We start from the raw sequence: 26,101 nt of genomic DNA on the forward strand, positions 1-26,101 counted from the left end.
CGGACGGTGGCCTCGTACGAGGGACGCGGCCCGTCAACCACCGTACGTCCGGCTCACCCCGCCCGCAGCGCCATCGTCATCGCCTCCACCGCCAGCAGCGGAGCCACGTTGCGGTCCAGGGCCTCGCGGCAGGCGGCGATCGCCTCGATGCGGCGGAGCGTGGACTCCGGGGAGCTGCCGCGGGCCAGCCGCTCCAGGGCGTCCTCGGCGTCGCCGTTGGCGATCGCCACCCGTGAACCGAGCTGGAGGGCGAGGACGTCGCGGTAGAAGCCGGTGAGGTCGCCGAGCGCGACGTCGAGGCTGTCGCGCTGCGTGCGGGCTCTGCGGCGCTTCTGCATGTCCTCGAGGTCCTTCATCACACCCGCCGTACCGCGCGGCAGCCGGCCGCCCTGTGCCGCGCCCAGAGCCGCCTTCAGCTCCTCGGTCTCCTTGCCGTCCATCTCCTCGGCGAGCTGCTTGGCGTCTTCGGCGGCCGCGTCGACCAGCTCCTGGGCCGCCTTGAGGCAGGCGCCCACCTCGTCCAGGCGCAGGGGGACCCTGAGCACGGCGGCGCGACGCTCACGGGCCGCCGGGTCGGTGGCCAGCCGGCGGGCCCGGTCGACATGCCCCTGGGTGGCGCGGGCGGCGGCCGCGGCGACCTGGGGTTCGATGCCGTCACGGCGTACGAGCATGTCGGTGACCGCGTCGACCGACGGTGTCCGCAGGTTCAGGTGGCGGCAGCGGGAGCGGATCGTGGGCAGGACGTCCTCGATCGAGGGGGCGCACAGCAGCCAGACCGTCCGCGGTGCGGGCTCCTCCACCGCCTTCAGGACGGCGTTGGCCGACTTCTCGTTCAGCCGCTCGGCGTCCTCGACCAGGATGATCTGCCAGCGGCCGTTCGCCGGGGCGGTGAACGACTTGCGGACCGTGTCCCGCATGTCCTTGACCAGGATCTCGGAGCCCACGGCGGCGACCGTGCTGACGTCCGCGTGGGTGCCGAGCAGCGCGGTGTGACAACCGTCGCAGAAACCGCAGCCCGGGGAGCCGCCGAGGGCACGGTCGGGGCTCACGCACTGCAGGGCGGCGGCGAAGGCTCGCGCCGCCTGGTTCCGGCCCGCTCCGGGCGGGCCCGTGAACAGCCAGGCGTGGGTCATCTTCGACGCCTCCGGCAGCGGCTCGGCCGCCGCGGCGGCCGTGACGAGGGCGTCGGCGTCCCGCGCGGCGGCGTCGAGCACCGCGCTCACCTTCTCCTGCCCGACGAGGTCGTCCCATACGGTCATGGGTCACGCCGCCCTTTCGTCACACTTCGCGTTCCGGGATCCATTGTGGGGGTGGGCACTGACAACGAGGGCGGCGCCCGTCGGTGCTCCGACGGGCGCCGCCCGATGTGCGCCGGCCCAGAGTCCGCGCTCTGCGTCCTCGCTCAGCCGCGGCGGCCGCGACCCCGGCCGCGGCGGCCCTGGTCGTCACCGGCGTCCCCGTACTCCTGCGCGTCGTACGAGCCCAGCAGCTCGTCCGCGAGCGTCGGCAGGTCGTCCAGCGGGGTCTCCTCGGCCCAGTCCGGGCGCGGCCGGCGACGAGGCGTGCCCTCGGCGTCGACCTGGGGCATCTCGCGCGTACGGTCCTCGGAGCCGTCGGGACCCGCTCCGGACCGCTCGTCCCGGAAGAAGCCGGACGGCACCCGGTCCGCCGGGTCCTCGCCCCGTACGGGCGGCAGGACGGCGGTCTCGTCGGCCGCGCCCGGAGTCACCGGCGGCAGGACCGCCGTCTCGTCCGCCGCGCCCGGAGCCACCGGCGGCAGCACCGCCGTCTCGTCAGCCGCGCCCGAGGCGTTCGGCGGCTGCGGCAGCTCGGCCGTCACCTCGGACTCCGAACCGGAACCGGAAGCGGCCCCGGACCCGGAGTTCCGGGCGTCGTCGGACCGCTCCTCGCGCACCGGCCGCAGCACCGTCGTCTCCTCGGCACCCGGCGACACGACCGGCGTCCGCACCGTCTCCTCCGCGCTGGGCGGGACCACCGGTGTAGGCGCGGTCGCCGCATCCGGGGTCATGCCCGGCACCGTCGGCTGCGGAGTGCTGGGCCTGCGGGCCGCCATGTCGGCCGCAGCCGCGGCCTCGGCCGCCTGGCGGCGGGCCTCCTCCGCGCGCAGCAGGGCCTCCTCGGCCTTGCGCTGCTTCTCCAGCCGTCGCGCCTCCTCCTCGGCGCGCAGCCGGGCCTGCCGTGCCTCTTCCTCGGCGCGCAGCCGCGCCTCCTCCTCGGCCTGCTGGCGCCGCAGCTCCTCCTCGGCCCTGCGGCGAGCCTCCTCCTCGGCGCGGGCCTTCTCCTCCGCAAGGAGCCGCTGCCGCTCCTCCTCCGCCCGGCGCCGCGCTTCCTCGGCCCGCTGCCGGGCCTCCTCCGCCTGCCGCTCGGCCTCGCGGCGCTGTGCCTCCTCCAGCTCGCGGCGCTTGCGCTCCTCCTCGTCGGCACGCAGCTTGGCGAGCTGCTCCTGGCGCTCGCGCTCCAGGCGCTCCTCCTCGGCCTTGCGCGCGGCCTCTTCCTCGGCCCTGCGGCGGGCCTCCTCCTCGGCCTTCCGCCGCGCCTCCTCCTGGGCCTTGATCTCGGCCTCGGACAGCGGCAGCACGGTGTCGAGCCGGTGCCGGATCACGGTGGTGACGGCCTCGGGCTCCTGCCCGGCGTCCACGACCAGATAGCGGCCGGGGTCGGAGGCGGCGAGGGTGAGGAAACCGGCCCGCACGCGCGCGTGGAACTCGGCCGGCTCCGACTCCAGCCGGTCCGGCGCCTCGGTGAACCGCTCGCGAGCGGCCTCCGGGGAGACGTCCAGCAGGACGGTGAGGTGCGGAACGAGCCCGTTGGTCGCCCAGCGGTTGATGCGGGCGATCTCGGTCGGGGACAGATCGCGGCCCGCGCCCTGGTAGGCCACGGACGAGTCGATGTACCGGTCCGAGATGACGACCGCGCCGCGCTCCAGGGCGGGCCGTACGACGGTGTCGACGTGCTCGGCCCGGTCGGCCGCGTACAGCAGCGCCTCCGCGCGGTGCGACAGGCCCGCCGAGGACACGTCCAGCAGGATCGAGCGCAGCCGCTTGCCCACGGGCGTGGCCCCCGGCTCGCGGGTGAGCACGACCTCGTGGCCCTTGGCGCGGATCCATTCCGCGAGCGCCTCGGCCTGGGTGGACTTGCCGGCTCCGTCACCGCCCTCCAGGGCGATGAAGAAGCCGCTCGCCGCCGGGGCCTGGACGGGGTCGTCGCCGCCGAGCAGCGCGTCCTTGAGGTCCTGCCGCAGCGGGACCCCGGAGCGGTCGTCGACCTTGGCGAGCACCAGCGCGGCCACCGGCAGCAGCAGCGCGCCGACCAGCATCAGTGTGAAGGCGGCGCCGCCGTGGGCGAAGACGAACTTGCCGTTCTCCAGCCGGTGCGGGCCGATCAGCGCCGCGACCAGGGGGGCGATCAGGACGCCGAGCGCGATGAAGACCCGGACGACGGCGTGCAGGTGCTCGGTGGTGCGCGCCCTGCGGTACTCCTCGGTCTCCTGGTCCAGCAGGGCGTGCCCGGTGTTGGCGGCCACGCCCGCGCCGACGCCGGCCAGCGTGACGATCAGCAGCACCGTGGTGACGTCCGGGACCAGCCCGGCGGCCAGCAGGGCGACGCCGGTGAAGGCGATCGCGAGGGCCAGCAGCCGGCGGCGCGAGAGCGAGGGCAGCAGCGCGGGCGCCGTACGGATGCCGACGGCGACACCGCCGGTCAGGCCCAGCACCAGCAGGCCGTAGAGGACCGGGCCGCCGCCCAGGTCCTTGGCGTGCAGCACGCACACCGCGACCGCGGCGGCGATGGCTCCGGCCACTGCGGCACAGGCCGGGACGAGCAGCGGGACGGCGCCCGTACGGCCCTTGTCGACGCCCGTGCCGGTGCGCGGGCGGCGCAGGCCCTCCAGCGGGGACCGCGGGCGCGGGGTACGCGTGTCGGGCAGCTCCAGGAAGGTCAGCACGGACAGGGACGCGGCGAAGAGTCCGGCCGCCACGTACGACCCGAGGGCCGCCTGGTGCTGGTCGAACCAGGTCACTCCGGCGCCGAGCAGGTTGTTCAGCAGCGCGGCGACGACCAGGGCGGCGGCCGCCAGCGGAATCGCCAGGAAGCTGGTGCGCAGCGCGAGGCGGCGCAGGGCGTCGAGGTGGTCCGGCAGCGGCCGTACCGTCGCCCCCTCCGGGGGCGGGGCGGGCAGCAGGGCGGGGGCCGCGCCCTCCCGGCACACCGTCCACAGCCGCTCGGCGACGCCGGTGACGAAGGCGGTGACCAGCAGGACGGCGAGTGCGTTGTCCGGGGTCCAGTCGATCCACAGGGGCGCGACGATCAGCAGCACGGCGCGCAGGCCGTCGGCACCGACCATGGTCCAGCGCCGGTCGAGCGGGCCCTCCTGCGCGGTGAGGTTGGTCAGCGGGCCGAGGAGGACCGCGCCGAAGAGGAGCGTGGCGAGTATCCGCGCGGCGAAGACGGTCGCCACTGCGAACGCCACGCCTCGGTAGCCACCGCCGAAAGAGCCCTCGACGATGGCCGCCTGGAGGACGAAGAGGACCAGCACGAGCAGCGCGAGGATGTCACCGACACCGCTCACGAGCTGTGCGCTCCACAGGCGTCGCACCTGCGGTCGGCGCAGCAGGGAGCGGACGGCTCGCTCGCGGGAGTCCGCGACCAGGGCGTCGTCCGGTGCTGTGGTGGGGGCCGTTGGCTGCTCGGCTCGCGTCATGCGTTCAGCCTATCGGCAGCCACCGACACCACGCCCAGGCCGTCCGGGCGTGCGCACGCCCCGACACCAAAGTGATGCCGGGGCGTTCGTTTCGCGAAGCCGCGGTGCCGGACCGGGTGCCGGTCCGGCACCCGCGTCAGTCCTCCGCGCCGGAAGCCGTCGCCTTGGAAGCCGTCGCCTTCTTGGCCGTCGTCTTCTTCGCCGTGGTCTTCTTCGCGGCCGCGGTCGTCTTCTTCGCCGCCGTCTTCTTGGCAGCCGCGGCGGTCTTCTTCGCCGGAGCCGCCTTCTTGGCCGGGGCCTTCTTCGCCGTCTTCTTGGCGGGCGCCTTCGCCCGCTTCTCGGCGAGGAGCTCGAAGCCGCGCTCCGGAGTGATCGTTTCCACACTGTCGCCGGAACGCAGGGTCGCGTTGGTCTCGCCGTCGGTGACGTACGGACCGAAGCGGCCGTCCTTGACCACGACCGGCTTGGCGGAGACCGGGTCCTCGCCCAGCTCCTTCAGCGGCGGCTTGGCGGCGGCCCGCCCGCGCTGCTTCGGCTGGGCGTAGATCGCCTGCGCCTCCTCCAGCGTGATCGTGAAGATCTGGTCCTCGGACTGCAGCGAGCGCGAGTCCGTGCCCTTCTTCAGGTACGGGCCGTAGCGGCCGTTCTGCGCGGTGATCTCCACACCGTCGGCGTCGGTGCCGACGACGCGCGGCAGCGACATCAGCTTCAGCGCGTCCTCGAGGGTCACCGTGTCCGGCGACATGGACTTGAAGAGGGAGGCGGTGCGCGGCTTGACCGCGTTCTTGCCCGTCTTCGGGGTGCCCTCGGGCAGGACCTCCGTGACGTACGGACCGTAGCGGCCGTCCTTGGCGACGATCGTGTGCCCGGTCGCCGGGTCGGTGCCCAGCTCGAAGTCGCCGCTCGGCTTGGCCAGCAGTTCCTCGGCCAGCTCGACGGACAGCTCGTCCGGCGCCAGGTCCGCCGGGATGTCGGCGCGCTGGTGCTGCTCGGTGTCCTTCTCGCCGCGCTCGATGTACGGGCCGTAGCGGCCGACCCGCAGCACGATGTCGTTGCCCACCGGGAACGAGGACACCTCGCGCGCGTCGATCGCGCCCAGGTCGGTGACCAGTTCCTTCAGGCCGCCGAGGTGGTCCCCGTCGCCGTTGCCGGCGTCGGCCGCGCCGCCCGTGACCGTGCCTTCGCCGAAGTAGAACCGCTTCAGCCACGGCACGGCCTGCGCCTCGCCGCGGGCGATGCGGTCGAGGTCGTCCTCCATCTTGGCGGTGAAGTCGTAGTCGACCAGCCGCCCGAAGTGCTTCTCCAGGAGGTTGACCACGGCGAAGGACAGGAAGGACGGCACCAGGGCCGTGCCCTTCTTGAACACGTAGCCGCGGTCGAGGATCGTGCCGATGATCGACGCGTACGTCGACGGGCGGCCGATCTCGCGCTCTTCCAGCTCCTTGACCAGGGAGGCCTCGGTGTAGCGGGCCGGGGCCTTGGTGGCGTGGCCGTCGACCGTGATCTCCTCGGCGGCCAGCGCGTCGCCCTCGGCGACCTGCGGCAGCCGACGCTCGCGGTCGTCCAGCTCGGCGTTCGGGTCGTCGGCGCCCTCGACGTAGGCCTTCAGGAAGCCGTGGAAGGTGATCGTCTTGCCGGAGGCGCTGAACTCGACGTCCCGGCCGTCGGCGGCGGCGCCGCCGATCTTCACGGTCACGCTGTTCCCGGTCGCGTCCTTCATCTGGGAGGCGACGGTCCGCTTCCAGATCAGCTCGTAGAGCTTGAACTGGTCACCGGTCAGGCCGGTCTCCGCCGGGGTGCGGAAACGATCACCCGAGGGACGGATCGCCTCGTGCGCCTCCTGGGCGTTCTTGACCTTGGCGGCGTACGTGCGCGGCGCGTCCGGCAGGTACTGGGCTCCATACAGGTGCGTGACCTGGGCACGGGCGGCCGCGATCGCGGTGTCGCTCAGCGTCGTGGAGTCCGTACGCATGTACGTGATGTAGCCGTTCTCGTACAGCTTCTGCGCGACCTGCATCGTGGCCTTCGCGCCGAAGCCGAGCTTGCGGCTGGCCTCCTGCTGCAGCGTCGTCGTACGGAACGGGGCGTACGGCGAGCGGCGGTACGGCTTGGACTCGACGGACCGCACCGAGAACCGGGTGTTCTCCAGGGCGGCGGCGAGGGCGCGGGCGTTCCCCTCGTCGAGGTGGAGGATGTTCTCGCTCTTGAGTTGTCCCAGGGAGTCGAAGTCGCGGCCCTGCGCGACCCGCCGGCCGTCGACGGTCTGCAGGCGGGCGACCAGCGACGACGGGTCCGACGGATCTCCCGCGCGGCCGGTCGCGAAGGTGCCCGTCAGGTCCCAGTACTCAGCCGAACGAAAAGCGATGCGCTCGCGTTCCCGCTCTACGACGAGCCGGGTCGCGACGGACTGGACACGGCCCGCCGACAGGCGCGGCATGACCTTCTTCCACAGCACCGGCGAGACCTCGTAGCCGTAGAGGCGGTCGAGGATGCGGCGGGTCTCCTGGGCGTCGACCATGCGCTGGTTCAGGGCGCGCGGGTTGGCGACGGCCTCCCGGATCGCCTCCTTGGTGATCTCGTGGAACACCATGCGCTTGACCGGGACCTTGGGCTTCAGGACCTCCAGCAGGTGCCACGCGATGGCCTCGCCCTCGCGGTCCTCATCGGTGGCGAGGAAGAGCTCGTCGGAGTCCTTCAGCAGGTCCTTGAGCTTCTTGACCTGGGCCTTCTTGTCGGCGTTGACGACATAGATCGGCTCGAAGTCGTGTTCGACGTCCACACCGAGGCGGCGGACCTCGCCGGTGTACTTCTCGGGCACCTCCGCGGCGCCGTTGGGAAGGTCACGGATGTGCCCGACGCTCGCTTCGACTACGTAGCCGGGGCCGAGGTAGCCCTTGATCGTCTTCGCCTTGGCAGGCGACTCGACGATGACGAGTCGGCGGCCGCCCTGTGCGGTCTCGCTGGTCGGGGACAACTTCGCTCTTCTCTCCGGTCGACGCTGGGGCCTCCCCAGGCCTTGGTCCCGGGGTCGCGGCGTGCTTCTGGCTCGTGTGACGCTGCGGAGTGTGACGGTACATCCCGCCCCGTTGTCAAACGGGAAAAGCCCACAACGGCCACTCGAACGGTAACCCGACTACCGGCATTCCTGCCGCCCGGAGTGTTCCGCGACTCTTCGGCCCCTGTCCGGAGCGTGATGCTCCAGTTACTCGTACGACCGTACGCCCGCCGACGTCAGAGGCGGGTGAGGCAGTAGGCGCCGAGGCCCAGCGCGATGACGCCGGCGGCGCCGGCAAGGGTGGCCGATGCGACCTGGCTCACACCCTGGGCGACCGGCTCGTGGCGGCGCAGCCGGGTGCCGGCCCACACCAGCAGGGCGCCTCCGAACAGGGCGAACACCACTCCCGCGAAGATCGCCGGCCCGCTCTCCATGATCCCGCCCGCCCCTCTGTGGCGTCTGCCCGTACCCAGCGCGGGGAGGGTGGCACGCGCGGGAGACGGGCGGGCGACATCGGGGTGAACGGAAGGTCGACACACCATCGAACGCAGCCTCGAACATGGCTCGACGCGGCCCGGCGCCCGTAATTTTCCGGCCGTTTTACCCGCACCGGCGCGTCTCGCCCGCGCCGCCGGATTTCCGGGGCTCGTGCAGACCCGCCGTGCCGCCGCCTTTCCGATCACAGATGCGGCCCGCCGTGCCGCCGTCTCTCCGCTCACAGGTGCGGCCCACCGTGCCGCCGCCCGTCCGACGCGGGTGCGGCCCGCCGTCCCGCCGACTCTCCGACACGGGTGCGGCCCCGGCATGCCGCCGTCCTTCCGACGCAGGGCGCGGCCCGCCCACGCCAGCGGCGCACGGCAACGATCCGGACGCGGGTACGGCGGCCCCGGGCAGCCGGGCTACGGCACCCGGCGGCCCGGCCGTCGTACCCCGCCTCACACCACCGGTTCCAGGAAGCCCTGCTCCACCAGCAGCCGGATCTGCGCGGGCGTGCGGTCGCGCAGCACCACCGGGTCCTCGCCGACGAGTTGGGCGATGGCATCCAGGATGCGGCCGGCGCTCAGCGTGCCGTCGCACACGCCCGCGAAACCCGCACCGACCGTGTCCACCTTCGTCGCACGGCGCATACCGCGGTGCTGACGCAGCACCACATGCTCCGGGTCCTCGGCGCCGGGCAGCCCGACCTGCTCCTGAACCACCTCGGCGGCGAGCTTGAAGTGGCCTTCGAGCAGAGCCGCGTCGTCGTACTCCCGCAGGAAGTCGAGGCGCTCGAAGTGCGCCCGGATCGCCTCGCCGAGCGGCTGTTCGACCGGGTGCGGCCACTCCTCCACGGTGACCGAGGGCTCGGCGGCCCCGGTCCTGCGCAGGGTGATCCAACCGAAGCCGACGGCCCTGACCTTGCGCGCCTCGAACTCGTCGAGCCAGGCGTCGTACCGCGCCTGGTACTCCGCCGGATCGCCGCGGTGGTCGCCGGAGTCCCTGAGCCACAACTCGGCGTACTGCGTGATGTCCTGCACCTCGCGCTGCACGATCCAGGCATCGCACCCGCGCGGCACCCATGACCTGAGCCTGTCCTGCCAGTCCTCCCCTGCGACGTGCTGCCAGTTGGCGAGGAACTGCGCGAACCCGCCCTCGTTCAGGCGGTCGCCCGCTCCTTGAACGAGCGAGCGGCACAGATCGTCCCCGCCCATGCCACCGTCGCGGTACGTCAGCCGGGCGCCCGGCGAGATCACGAAGGGCGGGTTGGACACGATCAGATCGAACGTCTCGTCGTCCCGGACCGGCTCGAACAGCGAGCCCTCGCGGAGGTCGGCGGCCCGCACGCCGGAGAGCGCGAGCGTGAGCGCGGTGATGTGCAGCGCGCGCGGGTTGAGGTCGGTGGCAACCACGCGCGTGGCGTGCTGGGAGGCGTGCAGCGCCTGGATGCCGGAGCCGGTGCCGAGGTCGAGCGCCGAGGCGACGGGCGTACGGACGGTGATGCCGGCAAGGGTCGTGGAGGCGCCGCCGACGCCCAGCACCACCGCCTCGTCGCGCCGGCCGATGCCTCCCGCGCCACCGACCGCGCAGCCCAGGTCGGACACGATGAACCAGTCCTCGCCGCCGGGACCGCCGTAGGGCCGTACGTCCACGGTCGCGGCCACCTCGTCGCCACCCACGCGCGCGAGCCACCCGGCTTCGAGGGCCTCCTCGACGGGCAGAACGGCCGCCACGCGCGCGTGGGGCACCGGTTGCTGGAGCAGGAAGAGCCGTACGAGCGTCTCCAGCGGCGCGTCGCCGCGCGTGGCCCGGAGGGCGGGCACGGTCTCGCTGCGGGCCAGCGCCGCGTAGGCGGGGGCGCCGAGCAGGTCGAGCAGCCCGTCGGCGGTGAAGGAAGCCGCGAGCAGGGCGTCGCGCAGGCGTGCGGCGACGTCGGGCCGGTCGGTGGCGGGCAGGGGGGCGAGGCCGGTGTCAGTCACGCCCCCCATTGTGGCCCGCGGAGGCTGCCGGAGGCTGCCTGATACGGCCCGCGGAGGCTGCTTCATGCAGCCACAAGGGGCTGAATGGGCCGCCTCGGCACGGGCCGGCCGGCGGCCTCACGGCGTCAGCTGTTCGTCGCCGAGGCCGAGGCCGCCGCCGACGCGGCCACCTGGCAGCTGGGCTGCTTGGCGATCGCCGCCTTGACGTCGCCCTGCTCCAGCCGCTTCAGCGCCTCGGTGCCGCTGTTGCTCTGCTGGCCGATCTCCTTCGTCTGCGTGGCGACATCGTGCAGACCGCCGGCGAACTTGCCCTGGTCCTTGGTGTCGAGCGCGTCGACCTTCTTCTTCAGGTCGGCGTACGCCGTGGAGAGGCCGGCGAGGTTCTTGGCGGCGTCCTGCTGCCGCTTGGCGCCGTCGTCGACCCCGGGGGGCGCCCCGGCGCTGCTGAGAGCGGCGGCGATCGCCTTGTACCCGTCGGCCATGTCCTGGAAGGCCTGCGAGTACGTTGCCTTGGCGGTCTTGGGCGGGAGGTTGCTGTCCGTGGCGATCTTGGCGATCGACGCGTTCGCCGCCCGGATCTTCGTGTCCTGCGCGGGCACCGCGTCGCACACGGTCTTGGCCCAGGCAACCAGCTTGGGGTCGGGTCCGCTGTCCTTCTTGCTGCTGCATCCCGTCAGCGCCACTACCAGTACCGCACCGCCGGACAGTGCGGCCGCGAGCTTCTTGTTCACCGGATCGGTCCCTTCCATGGCTCTCGGCCCCCGGAATCTACACGGCGGACCGACGCCCCCCCATGACGGACGCCTCATAAGTCAGCTTTTGTGACGTTTTGCCCCATGGGAGAGAAGGCTCACGACGTGGGCGAGCCCACACAGGGAAGGCCCAGGCGAGCCCGTGCAGGGAAGACATACGGAAGCGGGCGGGCGGCACGTCAGCACGCGCCTCCCGCCCGCCCGTTGTGCAGGCCCTCGTAAGACGGCCTACGAAACCACCGCCGGATCGGCCGAGTTGGAGACCCGCCCGGCACTCTCGTCGTCACCGACCGCGATGCCGCGTCGCTTGGAGATGTACACGGACACGACGATCACCACGAGCGCGAGGATCGCGATCCCGATGCGCACGCCGATGTTCTTGTCCGCGCCGTAAGAAAACTTGATCACTGCGGGCGCGATGAGCAGCGAGACCAGGTTCATGACCTTCAGCAGTGGGTTGATCGCCGGCCCCGCGGTGTCCTTGAAGGGGTCGCCGACCGTGTCACCGATGACCGTGGCCGCGTGGGCCTCGCTGCCCTTGCCGCCGTGATGGCCGTCCTCCACCAGCTTCTTGGCGTTGTCCCAGGCACCGCCGGAGTTGGCGAGGAACACCGCCATCAGCGTGCCCGCGCCGATCGCGCCCGCGAGGTACGAACCGAGCGCGCCGACGCCGAGGGTGAACCCGATGAAGATCGGCGCCATGACGGCCAGCAGACCGGGCGTGGCCAGCTCCCGCAGGGCGTCCCTGGTGCAGATGTCGACGACCTTGCCGTACTCGGGCTTCTCCGTGAAGTCCATGATCCCGGGCTTCTCGCGGAACTGCCGCCGCACCTCGAAGACCACCGAACCGGCCGAGCGCGACACGGCGTTGATGGCGAGTCCGGAGAAGAGGAAGACGACCGCGGCGCCCGCGATGAGGCCGACCAGGTTGTTGGGCTGCGAGATGTCCAGCGACAGGCTCATCGGTGAGCCGGGCCCGGTGAGCTTCGCCCCGACGTCCCGCACGTTGGTGGTGATCGCGTCCCGGTACGACCCGAAGAGCGCCGAGGCCGCGAGGACGGCGGTGGCGATGGCGATGCCCTTGGTGATGGCCTTGGTGGTGTTGCCGACCGCGTCCAGGTTGGTGAGCACCTGCGCGCCCGCGCCCTCGACGTCGCCGGACATCTCGGCGATGCCCTGGGCGTTGTCGGAGACCGGCCCGAAGGTGTCCATGGCGACGATCACGCCGACCGTGGTGAGCAGACCGGTGCCGGCCAGCGCGACCGCGAACAGCGCCAGCATGATCGACGTACCGCCGAGCAGGAACGCGCCGTACACGCCGAGACCGATGAGCAGGGCGGTGTAGACGGCCGATTCAAGGCCCAGCGAGATGCCGGACAGGACGACCGTGGCCGGGCCCGTGAGGGAGGTCTTGCCGACGTCCCGGACCGGGCGGCGGTTGGTCTCGGTGAAGTAGCCGGTCAGCTGCTGGATCACGGCGGCGAGCAGGATGCCGATGGCCACCGCGACCAGCGCGAGGAGCCGCGGATCGCCGTCCTTGCCCCGGATCGCCGCGTCGGTGACGCCGTCGAGGTCGGAGTACTTCCCGGGCAGGTAGACGAAGACCGCGATCGCGACCAGTGCGAGGGAGATCACCGCGGAGATGAAGAAGCCGCGGTTGATCGCCGTCATGCCGCTGCGGTCGGCGCGTCGCGGGGCGACCGCGAAGATGCCGATCATGGCGGTGAGCACACCGATGCCGGGCACCAGCAGCGGGAAGGCGAGCCCGGAGTCGCCGAAGGCGGCCTTGCCGAGGATCAGCGCGGCCACCAGAGTGACGGCGTACGACTCGAACAGGTCGGCCGCCATGCCGGCGCAGTCGCCGACGTTGTCGCCCACGTTGTCGGCGATGGTCGCGGCATTGCGCGGGTCGTCCTCCGGAATGCCCTGTTCGACCTTGCCGACCAGGTCGGCGCCGACGTCGGCGGCCTTGGTGAAGATGCCGCCGCCCACACGCATGAACATGGCGATCAGGGCGGCGCCGAGGCCGAAGCCCTCGAGCACCTTCGGCGCGTCGGCCGCGTACACCAGCACCACACAAGAGGCGCCCAGCAGGCCGAGCCCGACCGTGAACATGCCGACGACGCCGCCCGTGCGAAATGCGATCTTCATCGCGGTGTGTGAAACGGTGGTGAGATCCTTTGCCGGTTCGCCCGGGCCGGGGGTGGCTTCCCGTGCCGCCGCCGCGACCCGCACGTTGCTGCGCACGGCAAGCCACATGCCGATATAACCGGTGGCCGCCGAGAACACCGCTCCGATCAGGAAGAACACCGATCGTCCGGCCCGCTGATTCCAGTCGTCCGCGGGTAGCAGCATGAGCAGGAAGAAGACGACGACGGCGAATACGCCGAGCGTGCGCAGCTGCCGGGCGAGATACGCCTTGGCTCCCTCCTGGACCGCCTCGGCGATCCGCTTCATGCTGTCGGTGCCCTCGCCCGCTGCCAGCACCTGACGCACCAGGACGCCCGCGACCACGAGCGCGGCCAGGGCGACGGCCGCGATCACCGCCACGATGATCCGGTTGTCGTCGGTCAGGACTGCGGCTGCGAAGGTTGTGGGTTGGCCCAACTGATGAGGGGTAGAAAGCCCCGCCATTCGTCCTCCTTGACGCTTGGGCTGAGCTCAAGATGTGGACGGATTGTAGGTACCCGACGGTGATCTAAACAGGGCACGGTAAACGGATTTGGCCTCGTTGTGCTCTTCAGCAAATGATCGAGGTCACGCCAGGGAACCCGAAAAGGGTAATGCCCCAAAGGCATTGACGGCCACATTGACGCTTGATCGAATTATCAGCCTATCGATCGTGAATTCCTTCACGAATTCGGGGACGGCCGGAAACAGCAGGAAGGGCCCTGCTCAGCAGGGCCCTTCGATGCGCTGTGCGCGGGGGTTCAGGCGAGTGCCGCGGCCGGCGGGGCGGTGGGCCAGCTCATGCGGATCAGCCCGCCGCTCTCGCCCGTGGTGACCTCCACGTCGTCCACGAGGCCGCTGATGACCGCGAGGCCCATCTCGTCCTCCTCGGCCTCCACGTCCGCGTCCGCGGCGGCACCGCCGGCCACCCGCTCGGCGGGGGTGGCGTGCGGGGCCTCGTCGCCGACCTCGATGGAGAACTGTTTCTCCTCCTCGATCAGCGCCACCTTCACGGGTGCCGTGATGGCGTTGCTCTGGTGCAGTCCGACAGCACGCGAGCAGGCCTCGCCCACGGCGAGCCGGACCTCGTCCAGGACGGCCTCGTCCACTCCGGCCCTGCGCGCCACCGCTGCCGCCACCAGCCGGGCGGTCCGGACGTGCTCGGGCAGCGCGCTGAAGCGGAGTTCGACGGTGGCCATGCATCCCCCTCGCGACTACGGGCGTGCGGTTCGGGGGCGGCGGGCGCCGAGAGCCCGCACCCCTGATGAACTTCTGGGCCCCGGACGAACCCGCCCGGGGCTGAGCCGACCGGTGTCCGGACCGATGGGCGGTCCGGACCCGGCGACCGGCCCGGGGTCAGTCGGTGGCCGCCACCGCTTCCTCGACCGAGGTGTGGATCGGGAACACCTTGGTGAGGCCGGTGATGCGGAAGATCTTCAGAATGCGCTCCTGGTTGCAGACCAGGCGCAGCGAGCCCTCGTGGGCACGCACCCGCTTCAGGCCTCCGACCAGCACGCCGAGCCCGGTGGAGTCGAGGAAGTCCACGCCCTCCATGTCGACGACGAGGTGGAAATTCCCGTCGTTCACCAGCTCGACCAGCTGCTCGCGCAGCTTGGGCGCGGTGTATACATCGATTTCGCCACCGACCTCGACGACCGTACGATCGCCGACGGTACGGGTCGACAGGGACAGGTCCACGGATCCTCCAGCACCTTGCTATCGAGCGGTCGCCCCTCGGGACACCTCGGCTTGCGGCCCCCAAGACGCATCGCCAGCCGCGATGGCATTCAATCACTTACCGGCAGGCGTGCACGACGCCTTGGCCCCATTGTCCGTCACGCCGGTGACAGACTCAGTGCCGATGGCCAAGAATCACCGATCCGATCGACCCCTGGCGGGCCCGGCGTCCCGCCCGTCTCCGGGCACCGTCCTGGACCGGCTCGCCTCGGGACCGAGCCGCTCCGCGCGCATCACTCATACGGAGCACTTGCCCCCGCGCGAGGGTCGGCATGCCGTCTGGCCTGACCGGATTCGCCCGGAGGTGATCGCGGCCGTGCAGGGGGCCGGCATCGAGCACCCCTGGGCCCACCAGGCGCTGGCCGCCGAGCACGCCCTGGACGGCGACTCGGTGGTCGTCGCCACCGGCACCGCCTCGGGCAAGTCCCTCGCCTACCTCGTGCCGGTCCTGTCGACCCTCCTGGACGGCTCCGAGGCTCCCAACGGCCGTGGCGCCACCGCCCTCTACCTCGCCCCCACCAAGGCCCTCGCCGCGGACCAGTGCCGTTCGGTGAAGGAACTTTCACAACCTCTCGGCTCGGCGGTACGCCCGGCCGTCTACGACGGCGACACCCCGTTCGAGGAACGCGAGTGGATCCGCCAGTACGCGAACTACGTCCTCACCAACCCCGACATGCTGCACCGCGGCATACTGCCCTCACACGCCCGCTGGTCCTCCTTCCTGAAGACGCTCAAGTACGTCGTCATCGACGAGTGCCACACCTACCGGGGTGTCTTCGGCTCGCACGTCGCCCAGGTGCTGCGCCGGCTGCGCCGCCTGTGCGCCCGCTACGGCGCCTCCCCCGTGTTCCTGCTGGCCTCCGCGACCGCCGCCGAGCCCGCCGTCGCCGCCCGTCGGCTGACCGGCCTGCCGGTGGTCGAGGTCGCCGACGACGCCTCCCCGCGCGGAGAACTCGTCTTCGCCCTCTGGGAGCCCCCGCTCACCGAGCTGCACGGCGAGAAGGGTGCACCCGTACGGCGTACCGCCACCGCCGAGACCGCCGACCTGCTGACCGACCTCACCGTGCAGGGCGTCCGCTCGGTCGCCTTCGTCCGCTCCCGGCGCGGCGCCGAGCTGATCTCGGTGATCGCCCAGGAGCGGCTGGCCGAGGTAGACCGCTCCCTGGTCCGGCGTGTCGCGGCCTACCGCGGCGGCTACCTGCCCGAGGAACGCCGGGCCCTGGAGCGCGCCCTGCACTCCGGCGAACTTCTCGGCCTCGCCGCCACGACGGCCCTGGAGCTGGGCGTGGACGTCTCCGGCCTGGACGCGGTGGTGATCGCCGGGTATCCGGGCACACGCGCCTCCCTGTGGCAGCAGGCGGGCCGCGCCGGCCGCTCCGGGCAGGGCGCACTCGCGGTGCTGGTGGCCCGCGACGACCCACTGGACACCTTCCTCGTCCACCACCCCGAAGCCCTGTTCGACCAACCGGTCGAGTCCACCGTCCTCGACCCCGACAACCCCTACGTCCTCGCCCCGCATCTGTGCGCCGCCGCCGCCGAGATCCCGCTGACCGAGGAGGACCTGGACCTCTTCGGCCCCGCCTGCGCGGAGCTGCTGCCGCAGCTGGAGGCCGCGAAGCTGCTGCGCCGCCGGACGAAGGCGTGGCACTGGACGCGCCGGGAGCGGGCCGCCGACCTGACCGACATCCGCGGCGCCGGCGGACGGCCGGTGCAGGTCGTCGAAGAGGGCACGGGCCGCCTGCTCGGTACGGTCGACGCGGGCGCCGCGCACTCCACGGTCCACGAGGGCGCGGTGCACCTGCACCAGGGCCGCACCTACCTGGTGCGCTCCCTCGACCTGGAGGACTCGGTCGCCCTGGTCGAGCAGGCCGACCCCCCGTACTCGACGGTCGCCCGCGACACCACGTCCATCTCCGTCCTGGAGACGGACATCGAGGTGCCCTGGGGCACGGGCCGCCTCTGCTACGGCTCCGTCGAGGTCACCAACCAAGTGGTCTCCTTCCTGCGCAGACGACTCATCACGGGCGAAGTGCTGGGCGAGACGAAACTCGACCTCCCTCCTCGAACGCTGCGCACGCGCGCGGTGTGGTGGACGGTCACCGAGGACCAGCTGGACGAGGCACGGATCACCCCGGAGATCCTCGGCGGCTCCCTGCACGCCGCCGAGCACGCCTCGATCGGCATGCTGCCCCTCTTCGCCACCTGCGACCGCTGGGACATCGGCGGCGTGTCGGTCCCGCTCCACCCCGACACGCTCCTGCCCACGGTCTTCGTCTACGACGGCCACCCCGGCGGAGCGGGCTTCGCCGAGCGCGCCTTCCACACCGCACGCGCCTGGCTGGCCGCCACCCGGGAGGCCATCGCCTCCTGCGAGTGCGAGTCCGGCTGTCCTTCCTGCATCCAGTCCCCCAAGTGCGGCAACGGCAACGATCCGTTGCACAAGAGGGGGGCGGTACGGCTCCTCACGGTGCTGTTGCGGGAGGCGCCGCAGCAGGAGCCGGACCAGGGCTGAGCTGTGCGGCAACCGGGGCAGGGTCCCGGGCGGAGAGGGCCTGCCCAACCCGTGGCACATCCCGGTACAGGGGCCTAGCCCGGAAGGGCGGACGGCACCGGTCCCGCCGGCCCCGCTCTGGCCCTGACCTCCGCCGCGAACGGCCCCCGCCCCGCGGCCGCCGTCACATCCGAGGTCTCGCCCACGATCACGCACCGCACCAGCCGAGCCCCCTGGGCGGCCGCCACCCGCTCCGCCCGGGCGCAGGCCTGCGCACCGCCCTCGGCCCAGTGGTCCGCCGCCGCGAGCGCCGCCAGATCGGCGCCCCCGGCCGCCCGGTGCCGGACGACGACGGCCTGCCCCAGGGCGAGCACGGCACCGAAGACGACACAGAGCACGGCGATCGCCCCGAGGCTCCAGATGGTGGCCGACCCGCGGTCCGAGCCCCGAAAGTCCCGCCGACGGCACTTCACGGCCCCACCTCCCCAGTCCCCGCAGCCGTACCCGGGCCCGCCCCGACTGCGTCCTCCGCAGCCGCCACGGCCTCCTCCCGCACCTCGAACGGCAACCCGGTCAGCACCGGCGGCTCGGCCACCACCGTCACCCGGACCTGGTCACCCTCCCGGCCGACCGTCACCCGCGCCCCGCGCGGGGCCGCCTCCCGGGTCACCTCCACCACCGCGTCGGCCGGGTCCTGCCGGGCGGCGGCCCGGGCGCCCGTGCGGGCGGCGTCCACGCACTGGATCTGCGCCGCCACGACGAGCAGTCCCCAGACCAGCGCCATGGTGAACGCCACCAGCACGGACAGCACCACGGCCGACTCCGCGGTCACGAACCCATGGTCCGCCCCTCGCTCACATCCGCGCACTGAGGGCTCGCTTCACGATGGCCTGCAGCTCCGCCTTGACCTGGCCGCTGGTGACAACCTCGTAGAGCAGCAACGCGAACCCGACCGCCGCGACGATCCCCATCGCGTATTCCGAGGTCACCATTCCCGCGTCCCCGCGGCACCGCTCCCGCAGGCGCACCCACAGCTTCGCGGCCTTGTCCCGCATCTTGATGTTCCGCACCTCAAACTCCGTTCGTTCCAGCTCTGTTGGCCGATGTCCGCTTCAGTTGCGCCCTGCGTCGCCCCGTCAGTCCCCACCCCCTCCCACCACGCCGCTCGCCAGTCCGATCACCACGGGCAGCACGCCGATCGCGATGAACGCGGGCAGGAAGCACAGCCCCACCGGCGCGGAGACCAGCACGGCCGCCCGGCGCGCCCGGGACGTGGCGTTGCGTGCCCACTCCGCGCGCGCGTCCGAGGCGAGACGGGCGACGGGCCCCGCCGCGGGCAACCCCGACGCGTCGGCCCGCTCCAGCAGCCGGGCCAGGGCCCCGGCGCCGGGCAGTGCGGCCAACCCTCGCCAGGCGTCCGCCGGTTCACCGCCGAGCCGCACCTCGGCCGCGCCCCGTGCCAGCGCGTCCCCGACGGGTCCGCCGAGGGCCTCCCCGACCGCCTGCGCCGCGATCACCGGCCCGGCGCCAGCCGCGATGCAGGCCGCCAGCAGATCGGCGGCGAGCGGGAATTGGCGGACGGCCAGTCCCCTGTCGATCTCCTGGGACAGGCGGGCCTGTGCCTGTCGGCGCCGCCATCGCCACAGCCCCGCGGCGACACCGAGCCCGACGACCGCGCCGGCCACCCCGCCGACCAGCACCCACACACCGCAGACCGCTCCGGCCAGGGGCCCCCACCGCCGTACCGCGCCCGCGAGGTCGAAGGACGGCGCGGAGCCGGTCGTCTCCAGGGCCAGCAGTTCGGCCACCCGGCGTCGCGCCCGGCGCCGCCGCCGGACCAGGTCCAGACGCCAGACCGTCCAGCCGAGGGCCGGCACGACGGCCACGGACATCCCCAACCTGTGGACGACGTCCCCGCTCATACCGCCTCAGCTCCCCGTACGATCCGGGCGACCCACCACATCCCGGCTGCCTCGAACACCGCTCCGGCCACCAGGCAGCCCAGCCCCGCTCCGCTGTGCAGCAGCACTCGCAGCGGGTCGGCGCCCATGGCCGAGCCGAGCAGCAGCCCGAGAGCGGGCAGTGCGGCGAGCAGCAGTGCCGTCGCCCGGGCGCCCGCCAACTGGGCGCGCAGATCGGCACGCTGGTCCCGTTCGGCCCGCAGGGCCGCGTCCAGGCGGTCGAGGCCTGCGGCCAGCCCGGCGCCCTGGTCCACGGCCACGCGCCAGCAGGCGGCGAGCCCCAGCAACCCCTCGGCGCCCGACTGCCGGGCCGCGACGGCCAGCGCGCCCGGCACGTCCCCGCCGAACCGCGCGGCCGCGACCACCGCCGGCTGTGCGTCCCCCAGCCCGCCGGAGTCCTGCGCGGCCCGCAGCAGCGCCTCACCGGGCTGCCGTCCCGCTCGCACCTCCCCGGCGAGCGCCCCGCACAGGACGATCACCGCGTCCGCGCGCCTCTCCCGGGCCCGCCCGGCCTGCCGGGCCAGCCGCATCCGGCGCAGCACCGGCACCCCGGCCGCCCCCGCGACGGCCGGAATCACCGAGGCACCCAGCAGGGCGAGCAGCAGCCCGGCCGCGAGGGACCACCATTCGGCACCCAACCGGCCGCGCAGCCGCCGCAGTTCGTCGACGGCCTGCTCCCAGGAGGGCGGCCCGGTCGTCACCACTCCGCCGCCGGCCAGCAGCAGACGCGCGCGCCGCATCCCGTAGTGCCGTCCGCCCAGCAGCCAGGCCGCGGCTCCGGCACAGGCCACCGCCGCACCCATGGACGTCTCAGTGCTCACTTCCGTCGCTCCTCTCGCTCTCGAACTCACCGCGCAGCAGCTCCCGCAGCCGCTCCCAGCCGCGCTCCCGGGCAAAGACCCGCGCGCCCCACCGCAGTGCCGGCACCGTCCGCACCAGCCCCGAGGTATCCCGCTCCAGCACGTGCACCTCGGCGATCCGGCGCCGCCCGGACCGGTCCCGTACGAGGTGGAGGACCACCGACAGCGCGGCCGCCAACTGGCTGTGCAGCGCGGCCCGGTCGAGCCCGGCCGCCGTGCCGAGCGCTTCCAGACGGGCCGGTACGTCGGCGGCCGTGTTGGCGTGCACGGTGCCGCAGCCGCCCTCGTGGCCGGTGTTGAGCGCGGCCAGCAGATGCACCACCTCGGGGCCGCGCACCTCGCCCACGACCAGCCGGTCGGGCCGCATCCGCAGCGCCTGCCGGACGAGGTCCTCCAGGGTGACCAGGCCGGCGCCCTCCTGGTTCGCGGGCCGCGTCTCCAGCCGTACGACGTGGGGGTGTTCCGGTCTCAGCTCTGCCGAGTCCTCGGCGAGCACGATCCGCTCGCCGGGCCCGACGAGGCCGAGCAGGGCGCTCAGCAGGGTCGTCTTGCCGCTGCCGGTGCCGCCGCTGACGAGGAAGGAGAGCCGGGCCGCCAGCAGCGCCCGCAGGATCCGGTCCCCGCCCGGCGGCACGGTGCCCGCGTCGACCAGTTCCTCCAGGGTGAACGCCCGGGGTCGTACCACCCGCAGGGACAGACAGGTGCAGCCGACGGCCACCGGGGGCAGCACGGCGTGCAGCCGGGTCCCGTCGGGCAGCCGCGCGTCCGCCCAGGGCCGCGCGTCGTCCAGCCGGCGTCCGGCCACGGCGGCCAGCCGCTGTGCGAGGCGTCGTACGGCTGCCGCGTCGGGGAAGGTCACCCGGGTCGGTTCCAGGCCGCCGCCGCGGTCCACCCACACCCGGTCCGGGGCGGACACGAGGACGTCGGTGATGCTCGGGTCGGCGAGCAGCGGCTCCAGGGGGCCGGCGCCGACGAGTTCGGACCGCAACTGCTCGGCCGCGCCGAGGACTTCGGCATCACCCAGCACCCGGCCCTGTTCGCGCAGTGCCTGGGCCACGCGCGCGGGTGTGGGTTCGGCGCCGCTCTCGGCCAGTCGGCGGCGGACTCCGTCGAGCAGGGCCGCGCCGTCGGCCCGGTCCAGTCCGGGGAGCGTCATCGCGCGCCTCCCGCCTCGACCAGGGCCTGCTCCCAGAACGTGGTGCAGAAGCGGGCCAGGGGGCCGCGTCCCGTCGCGCCGGGCGGTTTCGTGCTCCCCTGCGGGCGCAGCAGCGCCGGCTCGACGGGCACCGCTCCGGCCAGAGGGAGGCCGAGCAGCCGGGCCACCTCGCGGTCGTCGAGGCCGGGCGCGTACGGCCCCCGGACCGCCACGCGCAGGTCCCGTACGACCATGCCGACCGCCGAGGCCACCCGGCCTGCTGCCGCGACCGCGCGCAGTTCGGCCGGGACGACCAGGAGTGCCAGGTCGAGCTGGGCGAGGGCTTCGGCAACCCCGTCGTCCAGGCGGCGCGGGAGATCGACCACGACCGTGCCGCCGCGCCGCCTGGCGGCGGCGAGCACCGCGCGCACGGCCTGGGGCGGGATCGCGACGCAGTCGCCGCGGTCCCAGCTGAGCACCCGCAGCGAGTGCAGCTCGGGAAGCGACTCCTCCAGGGCGCCGCCGCCGACCCTGCCGCGCGAGGCGGCGAAGGCGGGCCAGCGCAGCCCCTCGGCGCTCTCGCCGCCGAGGAGTACGTCGAGTCCGCCGCCCAGCGGATCGGCGTCCACGAGGAGGGTGCGCAGGCCCTCGCGCGCGGAGGTGACAGCGAGCGCGCAGGCCAACGTGGACGAGCCGGCCCCGCCCCGGCCGCCGATCACCCCCACGGTGAGGGCGGGCCGGCCCACGCCCTCGGCGACGTCCGCGATCCGGTCGACCAGCCACTGCTCGCCGTCGGGCAGCATCAGGACGTGGTCGGCGCCGATCTGGACGGCTCTTTTCCACACCCCGGAGTCGTCCTGGTCGCGGCCGACCAGCACCACTCCGCGCCGTCGCGCGGCCCCGCGCACCCGGCGGGCGGCGTCGTCGCCGACCAGGACGAGCGGGGCCGCTTCCCAGCCACCTCCGTGCTCCGGCAGGCCGTGATGGACCTCCGGTGTGGCGCCCGCGGCCGCGCACAGGCGCAGCAGATCGTCGAGGAGTTCGGCGTCCTCGGTGACGATGAGCGGCCGTCCCGGCCGGCCTCCGGTGGCGGGCGGCGGGTCATGGGTGACGGTTCCGGTCACGTGTGGTCCCCCTTCGCTGTGTGTTCCGCGCAGCCTCGGCGGCCACGCGATTCCCAAAGGTGTGAAGAACCGGCAAAGCGGCCTCCATATGAACGGCCGATAGGAACCGGCCATACACGCCCCGGCAATGGGAACCGGCCATGAACTCGCCGCGGTCGGAGCGCGCAGGAATCACGGTGCAGCGAACCGGGAAATCGTGTGGATCTTGGTCGAAAACCGTGGACAACTCAGCGGTTGTGAATATCGCTGTCACCCATACCGGTGACGTCTGTACCTGCCCCTGTGCGACTTCCACAGAGCAGTCCAGCGATTACCGCGAGTAACCAATCATGCACATGCCGAAGGTGCGGGCCAGAGCCGCCCAAGTTCGGCCCCGCGGCCGGCGAAGAAGGAAGAAAACCCACCCGGACATGCGACGACCCCCGCCGGGGGGGAGAGCGGGGGTCGTCCCCACGGCCGACTCGGGGGGGGAGGAGTCGGACCGGGTTAGCACGGTCGCGAACGATCCGTGACTTCCATGGTGTACCCGAGAGCCCTCTCAGGCAAACCCACGCGCCCCACCTTACGCCGAATGGTGGGCGCCTATGCTCAGGGGCGTGGAAAACCACTCCTTGCCCCGCGCAGCAGCCTTCTTTGATCTGGACAAGACGGTCATTGCGAAGTCGAGCACGCTCACCTTCAGCAAGTCCTTCTACCAGGGCGGTCTGATCAACCGCAGGGCCGCACTGCGTACCGCATATGCCCAGTTCGTCTTACTGGTCGGCGGCCTGGACCACGATCAGATGGAGCGCATGCGCGAGTACATGGCCGCGCTCTGCCGCGGCTGGAACGTCCAGCAGGTGAAGGAGATCGTCGCCGAGACCCTGCACGACCTGATCGACCCGATCATCTACGACGAGGCCGCCTCCCTGATCGAGGAGCACCAGACGGCCGGCCGTGACGTCGTGATCGTGTCCACCTCGGGCGCCGAGGTGGTCGAGCCGATCGGCGAGATGCTCGGCGCCGACCGGGTGGTGGCCACGCGCATGGTCGTCGGCGAGGACGGCTGCTTCACCGGGGAGGTGGAGTACTACGCCTACGGTCCGACGAAGGCCGAGGCGATCCGGGAGCTGGCCGCGTCCGAGGGATACGACCTCGAGCGCTGCTACGCCTACAGCGACTCGGCGACCGACCTTCCCATGCTCCAGACGGTCGGGCACCCGCACGCCGTGAATCCGGACCGTGCTCTGCGCCGCGAGGCCCTCGCGCGCGGGTGGCCGATCCTGGCCTTCCGCCGTCCGGTCCGGCTCAAGCAGCGGCTGCCCGCGTTCTCCGTACCGCCGCGCCCGGCCCTCGTCGCGGCGGCGGCCATAGGGGCGGCGGCGGCCACGGCCGGCCTCGTCTGGTACGCCAGCCGGCGCCGCGGCCTTGCCTCCTGACCGATCCGCCCATGTTTGAACCTGCAAGTAAAGAAGTGCAGGCCAGGGTTCCGCTTGCTCTGGGCTTGCAGTACAAAGGATTCAAGGCCCGCGAGACCAAAGGACATCCGAGAGGATCCCCTACCACTACGCAGTTGGCCCCACGGACCATGCATGAACACTGGGCACCCACGCGACGTCGACCCGTCGATTACGGGCCAGCCGCACCAGGTGACGGGCAAAGATCCCGACCTGATGGGCGACATATCGAGGACGCTTGGTAACCCGGTGAACATGCCAGCGGCGGTACGAGGACTCGTACCGCCGCAACCCGTGTCCGGGGAGTTTGCTCAGGCCGCCCCGCGCTGCAGCGCCTCGCACACCGCGGTGGACTCGCGCACGCCCAGCTCGACCGCCCGGCCGCAGTGGGCGATCCAGGCCGCCACGCCCTCGGGGGTGCCGGAGAGGTACCCGTCCAGGGCGGCGAGGTAGGCGGCGCGGCCCAGTTCGGCGTGACCCACCTCGGCCGGGCAGATCGCCTTCGGGTCGAGACCGCTGCCGATCAGGACGATCCGCTGGGTCGCGCGCGCGACCAGGCCGTTGTGCGAGGTGAACGGCCGCAGCGCGAGCAGCTCGCCGTGCACGACGGCGGCCGTCACCAGCGCGGGCGCGGAGGTCCCGGCGATGATCAGGTCCGCCAGCCCCTCCAGCCGGCCGGACATCTCCCGGGCGTCCGGCAGGGGCAGCTCGATCAGCGGCTCGTCGACCGCCTCGCCCTCCTGACGCGGCCGGCCGACCTGCTCGCCCTGGTCCGCGGCGGCCACCAGATGCAGCCGGGCCAGCACCCTGAGGGGCGACTGCCGCCAGATGGACAGCAGCTGACCCGCCTCGGCCGTCAGCCGCAGCGCCGCACCCATGACGCGCGCCTCGGCGTCTGCGCTGAAGTCGGTGCGCCGCCGTACCTCCTCCAGGGCCCAGTCGGCGCCGGACAGCGCCGCGGAGCCGCGGGCGCCGCGCAGCGCGGCCTCGGAGGTGATCTCGTTGCTGCGGCGCCGCATGACCCGGTGCCCGTAGACCCGGTCCACGGCCTTGCGCACGGACTCCACGGACTCGGCCACGCCGGGCAGCGAGCCCAGGGCCGCGAGCGGATCGGCGGTCGCACCTTTCGTACTCATGAGTACGACACTACGCGCCCACCCGTCACCCGACCGCCGCCCCCCAACGAGCTTCGCGCCACTTGTGACCGCCCGACCCCACGAAGGAGTGGTCTTCCGCCCTCCAACTGACACATACAGCTATCACATGACTACCCTTGGTGAACATGAAAATTGCTTTCGTCGGGAAGGGCGGCAGCGGCAAGACCACGCTCTCCTCCCTCTTCATCCGTCACCTCGTGGCCGCCGGCGCGCCGGTGGTCGCCATCGACGCGGACATCAACCAGCACCTCGGCCCCGCGCTCGGCCTCGAGGAGGCGGAGGCGGCCGCACTGCCCGCCCTGGGCGAACGGCTCTCGCTGATCAAGGACCACCTCCGCGGCTCCAATCCGCGCATCGCCTCCGCCGCGACGATGATCAAGACGACCCCGCCCGGCGAGGGCTCGCGGCTGGTCCGGGTGCGGGAGCCCAACCCGGTGTACGACGCCTGTGCGCGCCCGGTGGAACTCGACGGCGGCGCCGCCCGTTTGATGGTCACCGGCCCCTTCACGGACGCCGACCTGGGGGTCGCCTGCTACCACTCCAAGACGGGAGCGGTGGAGCTGTTCCTGAACCACCTCGTCGACGGCCCCGACGAGTACGTCGTGGTCGACATGACGGCGGGTTCGGACTCCTTCGCCTCCGGCATGTTCACCCGTTTCGACATGACGTTCCTCGTCGCCGAGCCGACCCGGAAGGGAGTCTCCGTCTACCGCCAGTACAAGGAGTACGCCCGCGACTTCGGCGTCGCCCTGAAGGTCGTCGGCAACAAGGTCCAGGCGCAGGACGACATCGACTTCCTCCGCGCGGAGGTCGGGGACGACCTGCTCGTGACGGTCGGGCACTCGGACTGGGTACGCGCCATGGAGAAGGGCCGCCCGCCCCGGTTCGACCTCCTGGAGGAGGCCAACTCCCGCGCCCTGCGCACCCTCCGGGCCACCGTCGACGCCACGTACGAGCTGCGCGACTGGGAGCGCTACACGCGCCACATGGTGCACTTCCACCTGAAGAACGCCGAGGCGTGGGGCAACGTGCGCACCGGGGTCGACCTGGCGGCGCAGGTCGACCCCGGGTTCGTGCTCGGCGAGAGCGTGGCGACTCCCGTCTGACG

General features: G+C 72.6%; 20 protein-coding genes. 3 read left to right on the forward strand and 17 right to left on the reverse strand.

Going from position 1 to position 26,101, the window contains the following annotated elements; genetic code table 11:
* Positions 1-53 precede the first annotated feature (53 nt).
* The 9 genes from ACZ5DS_RS25105 to bldG all read right to left on the reverse strand — a co-directional run bounded on the left by ACZ5DS_RS25105 (position 54) and on the right by bldG (position 14,790).
* Entirely contained in the window at positions 54-1,259 is a 1,206-nt protein-coding gene (locus ACZ5DS_RS25105; RefSeq protein WP_468242408.1) for a DNA polymerase III subunit delta', read from the reverse strand.
* Between the two features lie 143 nt (positions 1,260-1,402).
* Entirely contained in the window at positions 1,403-4,720 is a 3,318-nt protein-coding gene (gene tmk, locus ACZ5DS_RS25110) for a dTMP kinase (RefSeq protein WP_468242410.1), read from the reverse strand.
* Between the two features lie 136 nt (positions 4,721-4,856).
* Complete coding sequence (gene topA / locus ACZ5DS_RS25115; protein ID WP_468242413.1) at positions 4,857-7,694, reverse strand: type I DNA topoisomerase; 2,838 nt, start codon at positions 7,692-7,694, stop codon at positions 4,857-4,859.
* 257 nt (positions 7,695-7,951) lie between these two features.
* Positions 7,952-8,149, reverse strand: coding sequence for a hypothetical protein (locus ACZ5DS_RS25120; RefSeq protein ID WP_468242416.1), 198 nt, complete (start codon positions 8,147-8,149; stop codon positions 7,952-7,954).
* 501 nt (positions 8,150-8,650) lie between these two features.
* Complete coding sequence (locus ACZ5DS_RS25125) at positions 8,651-10,180, reverse strand: DUF7059 domain-containing protein (RefSeq protein ID WP_468242419.1); 1,530 nt, start codon at positions 10,178-10,180, stop codon at positions 8,651-8,653.
* A 116-nt stretch (positions 10,181-10,296) separates the two neighbouring features.
* The gene (locus ACZ5DS_RS25130; RefSeq protein WP_468242421.1) at positions 10,297-10,920 is read right to left on the reverse strand and encodes a small secreted protein; all 624 of its coding nucleotides are present in this window, start codon (positions 10,918-10,920) and stop codon (positions 10,297-10,299) included.
* 231 nt (positions 10,921-11,151) lie between these two features.
* Positions 11,152-13,557 (reverse strand): sodium-translocating pyrophosphatase, encoded by a 2,406-nt coding sequence (locus ACZ5DS_RS25135; protein WP_468242424.1) that lies wholly within the window; start codon positions 13,555-13,557, stop codon positions 11,152-11,154.
* Between the two features lie 296 nt (positions 13,558-13,853).
* A complete protein-coding gene (locus ACZ5DS_RS25140; protein ID WP_468242426.1) occupies positions 13,854-14,291 on the reverse strand; it encodes an ATP-binding protein in 438 nt (145 codons plus the stop codon).
* A 157-nt stretch (positions 14,292-14,448) separates the two neighbouring features.
* A complete protein-coding gene (gene bldG / locus ACZ5DS_RS25145; RefSeq protein ID WP_010986038.1) occupies positions 14,449-14,790 on the reverse strand; it encodes an anti-sigma factor antagonist BldG in 342 nt (113 codons plus the stop codon).
* A gap of 82 nt (positions 14,791-14,872) precedes the next feature.
* Here bldG and ACZ5DS_RS25150 point away from each other — a divergent pair, with 82 nt between their 5' ends.
* On the forward strand, positions 14,873-17,341 hold the full coding sequence (locus ACZ5DS_RS25150) for a DEAD/DEAH box helicase (protein WP_468242430.1): 2,469 nt from the start codon (positions 14,873-14,875) through the stop codon (positions 17,339-17,341).
* Between the two features lie 74 nt (positions 17,342-17,415).
* Here the strand turns inward: ACZ5DS_RS25150 and ACZ5DS_RS25155 are convergent, their stop codons facing one another.
* The 7 genes from ACZ5DS_RS25155 to ssd form a co-directional block, all read right to left on the reverse strand.
* Entirely contained in the window at positions 17,416-17,793 is a 378-nt protein-coding gene (locus ACZ5DS_RS25155) for an Rv3654c family TadE-like protein (RefSeq protein WP_468242432.1), read from the reverse strand.
* Positions 17,790-18,152, reverse strand: coding sequence for a TadE family type IV pilus minor pilin (locus tag ACZ5DS_RS25160; RefSeq protein ID WP_468242435.1), 363 nt, complete (start codon positions 18,150-18,152; stop codon positions 17,790-17,792). Before ACZ5DS_RS25160 ends, ACZ5DS_RS25155 begins: the two co-directional genes overlap by 4 nt.
* A 22-nt stretch (positions 18,153-18,174) precedes the next feature.
* Complete coding sequence (locus ACZ5DS_RS25165; protein WP_468242985.1) at positions 18,175-18,375, reverse strand: DUF4244 domain-containing protein; 201 nt, start codon at positions 18,373-18,375, stop codon at positions 18,175-18,177.
* A gap of 81 nt (positions 18,376-18,456) precedes the next feature.
* Positions 18,457-19,242, reverse strand: a complete 786-nt coding sequence (locus ACZ5DS_RS25170) for a type II secretion system F family protein (protein ID WP_468242437.1) — start codon at positions 19,240-19,242, stop codon at positions 18,457-18,459.
* On the reverse strand, positions 19,239-20,084 hold the full coding sequence (locus ACZ5DS_RS25175; protein WP_468242987.1) for a type II secretion system F family protein: 846 nt from the start codon (positions 20,082-20,084) through the stop codon (positions 19,239-19,241). The genes ACZ5DS_RS25170 and ACZ5DS_RS25175 overlap by 4 nt, the downstream gene beginning before the upstream one ends.
* Before the next feature lie 7 nt (positions 20,085-20,091).
* Positions 20,092-21,297: a TadA family conjugal transfer-associated ATPase gene (locus ACZ5DS_RS25180; RefSeq protein WP_468242439.1), complete on the reverse strand. Its 1,206-nt coding sequence runs from the start codon at positions 21,295-21,297 to the stop codon at positions 20,092-20,094.
* The gene (gene ssd, locus ACZ5DS_RS25185; protein WP_468242443.1) at positions 21,294-22,400 is read right to left on the reverse strand and encodes a septum site-determining protein Ssd; all 1,107 of its coding nucleotides are present in this window, start codon (positions 22,398-22,400) and stop codon (positions 21,294-21,296) included. The genes ACZ5DS_RS25180 and ssd overlap by 4 nt, the downstream gene beginning before the upstream one ends.
* 584 nt (positions 22,401-22,984) lie before the next feature.
* On the opposite strand from ssd, the gene ACZ5DS_RS25190 reads away from it, so the two are divergent.
* Positions 22,985-23,818 carry an HAD family hydrolase gene (locus tag ACZ5DS_RS25190; protein WP_468242445.1) on the forward strand — a complete coding sequence of 278 codons (834 nt, stop codon included), beginning with the start codon at positions 22,985-22,987 and terminating at the stop codon, positions 23,816-23,818.
* A gap of 329 nt (positions 23,819-24,147) precedes the next feature.
* Here ACZ5DS_RS25190 and ACZ5DS_RS25195 read toward each other — a convergent pair whose 3' ends face one another.
* Positions 24,148-24,972, reverse strand: a complete 825-nt coding sequence (locus ACZ5DS_RS25195; protein ID WP_468242448.1) for a Fic family protein — start codon at positions 24,970-24,972, stop codon at positions 24,148-24,150.
* A gap of 146 nt (positions 24,973-25,118) precedes the next feature.
* On the opposite strand from ACZ5DS_RS25195, the gene ACZ5DS_RS25200 reads away from it, so the two are divergent.
* Complete coding sequence (locus tag ACZ5DS_RS25200; protein WP_468242450.1) at positions 25,119-26,099, forward strand: ATP-binding protein; 981 nt, start codon at positions 25,119-25,121, stop codon at positions 26,097-26,099.
* The last annotated feature ends 2 nt before the right edge of the window (positions 26,100-26,101 follow it).

The sequence above is a fragment of the Streptomyces sp. NPDC031100 genome (assembly GCF_055570785.1).

What these genes read in the sequence shown, in the direction of transcription:
- ACZ5DS_RS25135 (WP_468242424.1), bottom strand. Translation starts at nt 13,557, where the DNA reads ATGGCGGGGCTTTCTACCCCTCATCAGTTGGGCCAACCCACAACCTTC.
- ACZ5DS_RS25195 (WP_468242448.1), bottom strand. Translation starts at nt 24,972, where the DNA reads ATGAGTACGAAAGGTGCGACCGCCGATCCGCTCGCGGCCCTGGGCTCG.
- ACZ5DS_RS25175 (WP_468242987.1), bottom strand. Translation starts at nt 20,084, where the DNA reads ATGGGTGCGGCGGTGGCCTGTGCCGGAGCCGCGGCCTGGCTGCTGGGC.
- ACZ5DS_RS25190 (WP_468242445.1), top strand. Translation starts at nt 22,985, where the DNA reads ATGCTCAGGGGCGTGGAAAACCACTCCTTGCCCCGCGCAGCAGCCTTC.
- tmk (WP_468242410.1), bottom strand. Translation starts at nt 4,720, where the DNA reads ATGACGCGAGCCGAGCAGCCAACGGCCCCCACCACAGCACCGGACGAC.
- ACZ5DS_RS25180 (WP_468242439.1), bottom strand. Translation starts at nt 21,297, where the DNA reads ATGACGCTCCCCGGACTGGACCGGGCCGACGGCGCGGCCCTGCTCGAC.
- ACZ5DS_RS25165 (WP_468242985.1), bottom strand. Translation starts at nt 18,375, where the DNA reads ATGCGGGACAAGGCCGCGAAGCTGTGGGTGCGCCTGCGGGAGCGGTGC.
- ACZ5DS_RS25200 (WP_468242450.1), top strand. Translation starts at nt 25,119, where the DNA reads ATGAAAATTGCTTTCGTCGGGAAGGGCGGCAGCGGCAAGACCACGCTC.
- ACZ5DS_RS25140 (WP_468242426.1), bottom strand. Translation starts at nt 14,291, where the DNA reads ATGGCCACCGTCGAACTCCGCTTCAGCGCGCTGCCCGAGCACGTCCGG.
- ACZ5DS_RS25120 (WP_468242416.1), bottom strand. Translation starts at nt 8,149, where the DNA reads ATGGAGAGCGGGCCGGCGATCTTCGCGGGAGTGGTGTTCGCCCTGTTC.
- ACZ5DS_RS25125 (WP_468242419.1), bottom strand. Translation starts at nt 10,180, where the DNA reads ATGGGGGGCGTGACTGACACCGGCCTCGCCCCCCTGCCCGCCACCGAC.
- ACZ5DS_RS25130 (WP_468242421.1), bottom strand. Translation starts at nt 10,920, where the DNA reads ATGGAAGGGACCGATCCGGTGAACAAGAAGCTCGCGGCCGCACTGTCC.
- ACZ5DS_RS25170 (WP_468242437.1), bottom strand. Translation starts at nt 19,242, where the DNA reads ATGAGCGGGGACGTCGTCCACAGGTTGGGGATGTCCGTGGCCGTCGTG.
- ACZ5DS_RS25105 (WP_468242408.1), bottom strand. Translation starts at nt 1,259, where the DNA reads ATGACCGTATGGGACGACCTCGTCGGGCAGGAGAAGGTGAGCGCGGTG.
- ACZ5DS_RS25150 (WP_468242430.1), top strand. Translation starts at nt 14,873, where the DNA reads ATGGCATTCAATCACTTACCGGCAGGCGTGCACGACGCCTTGGCCCCA.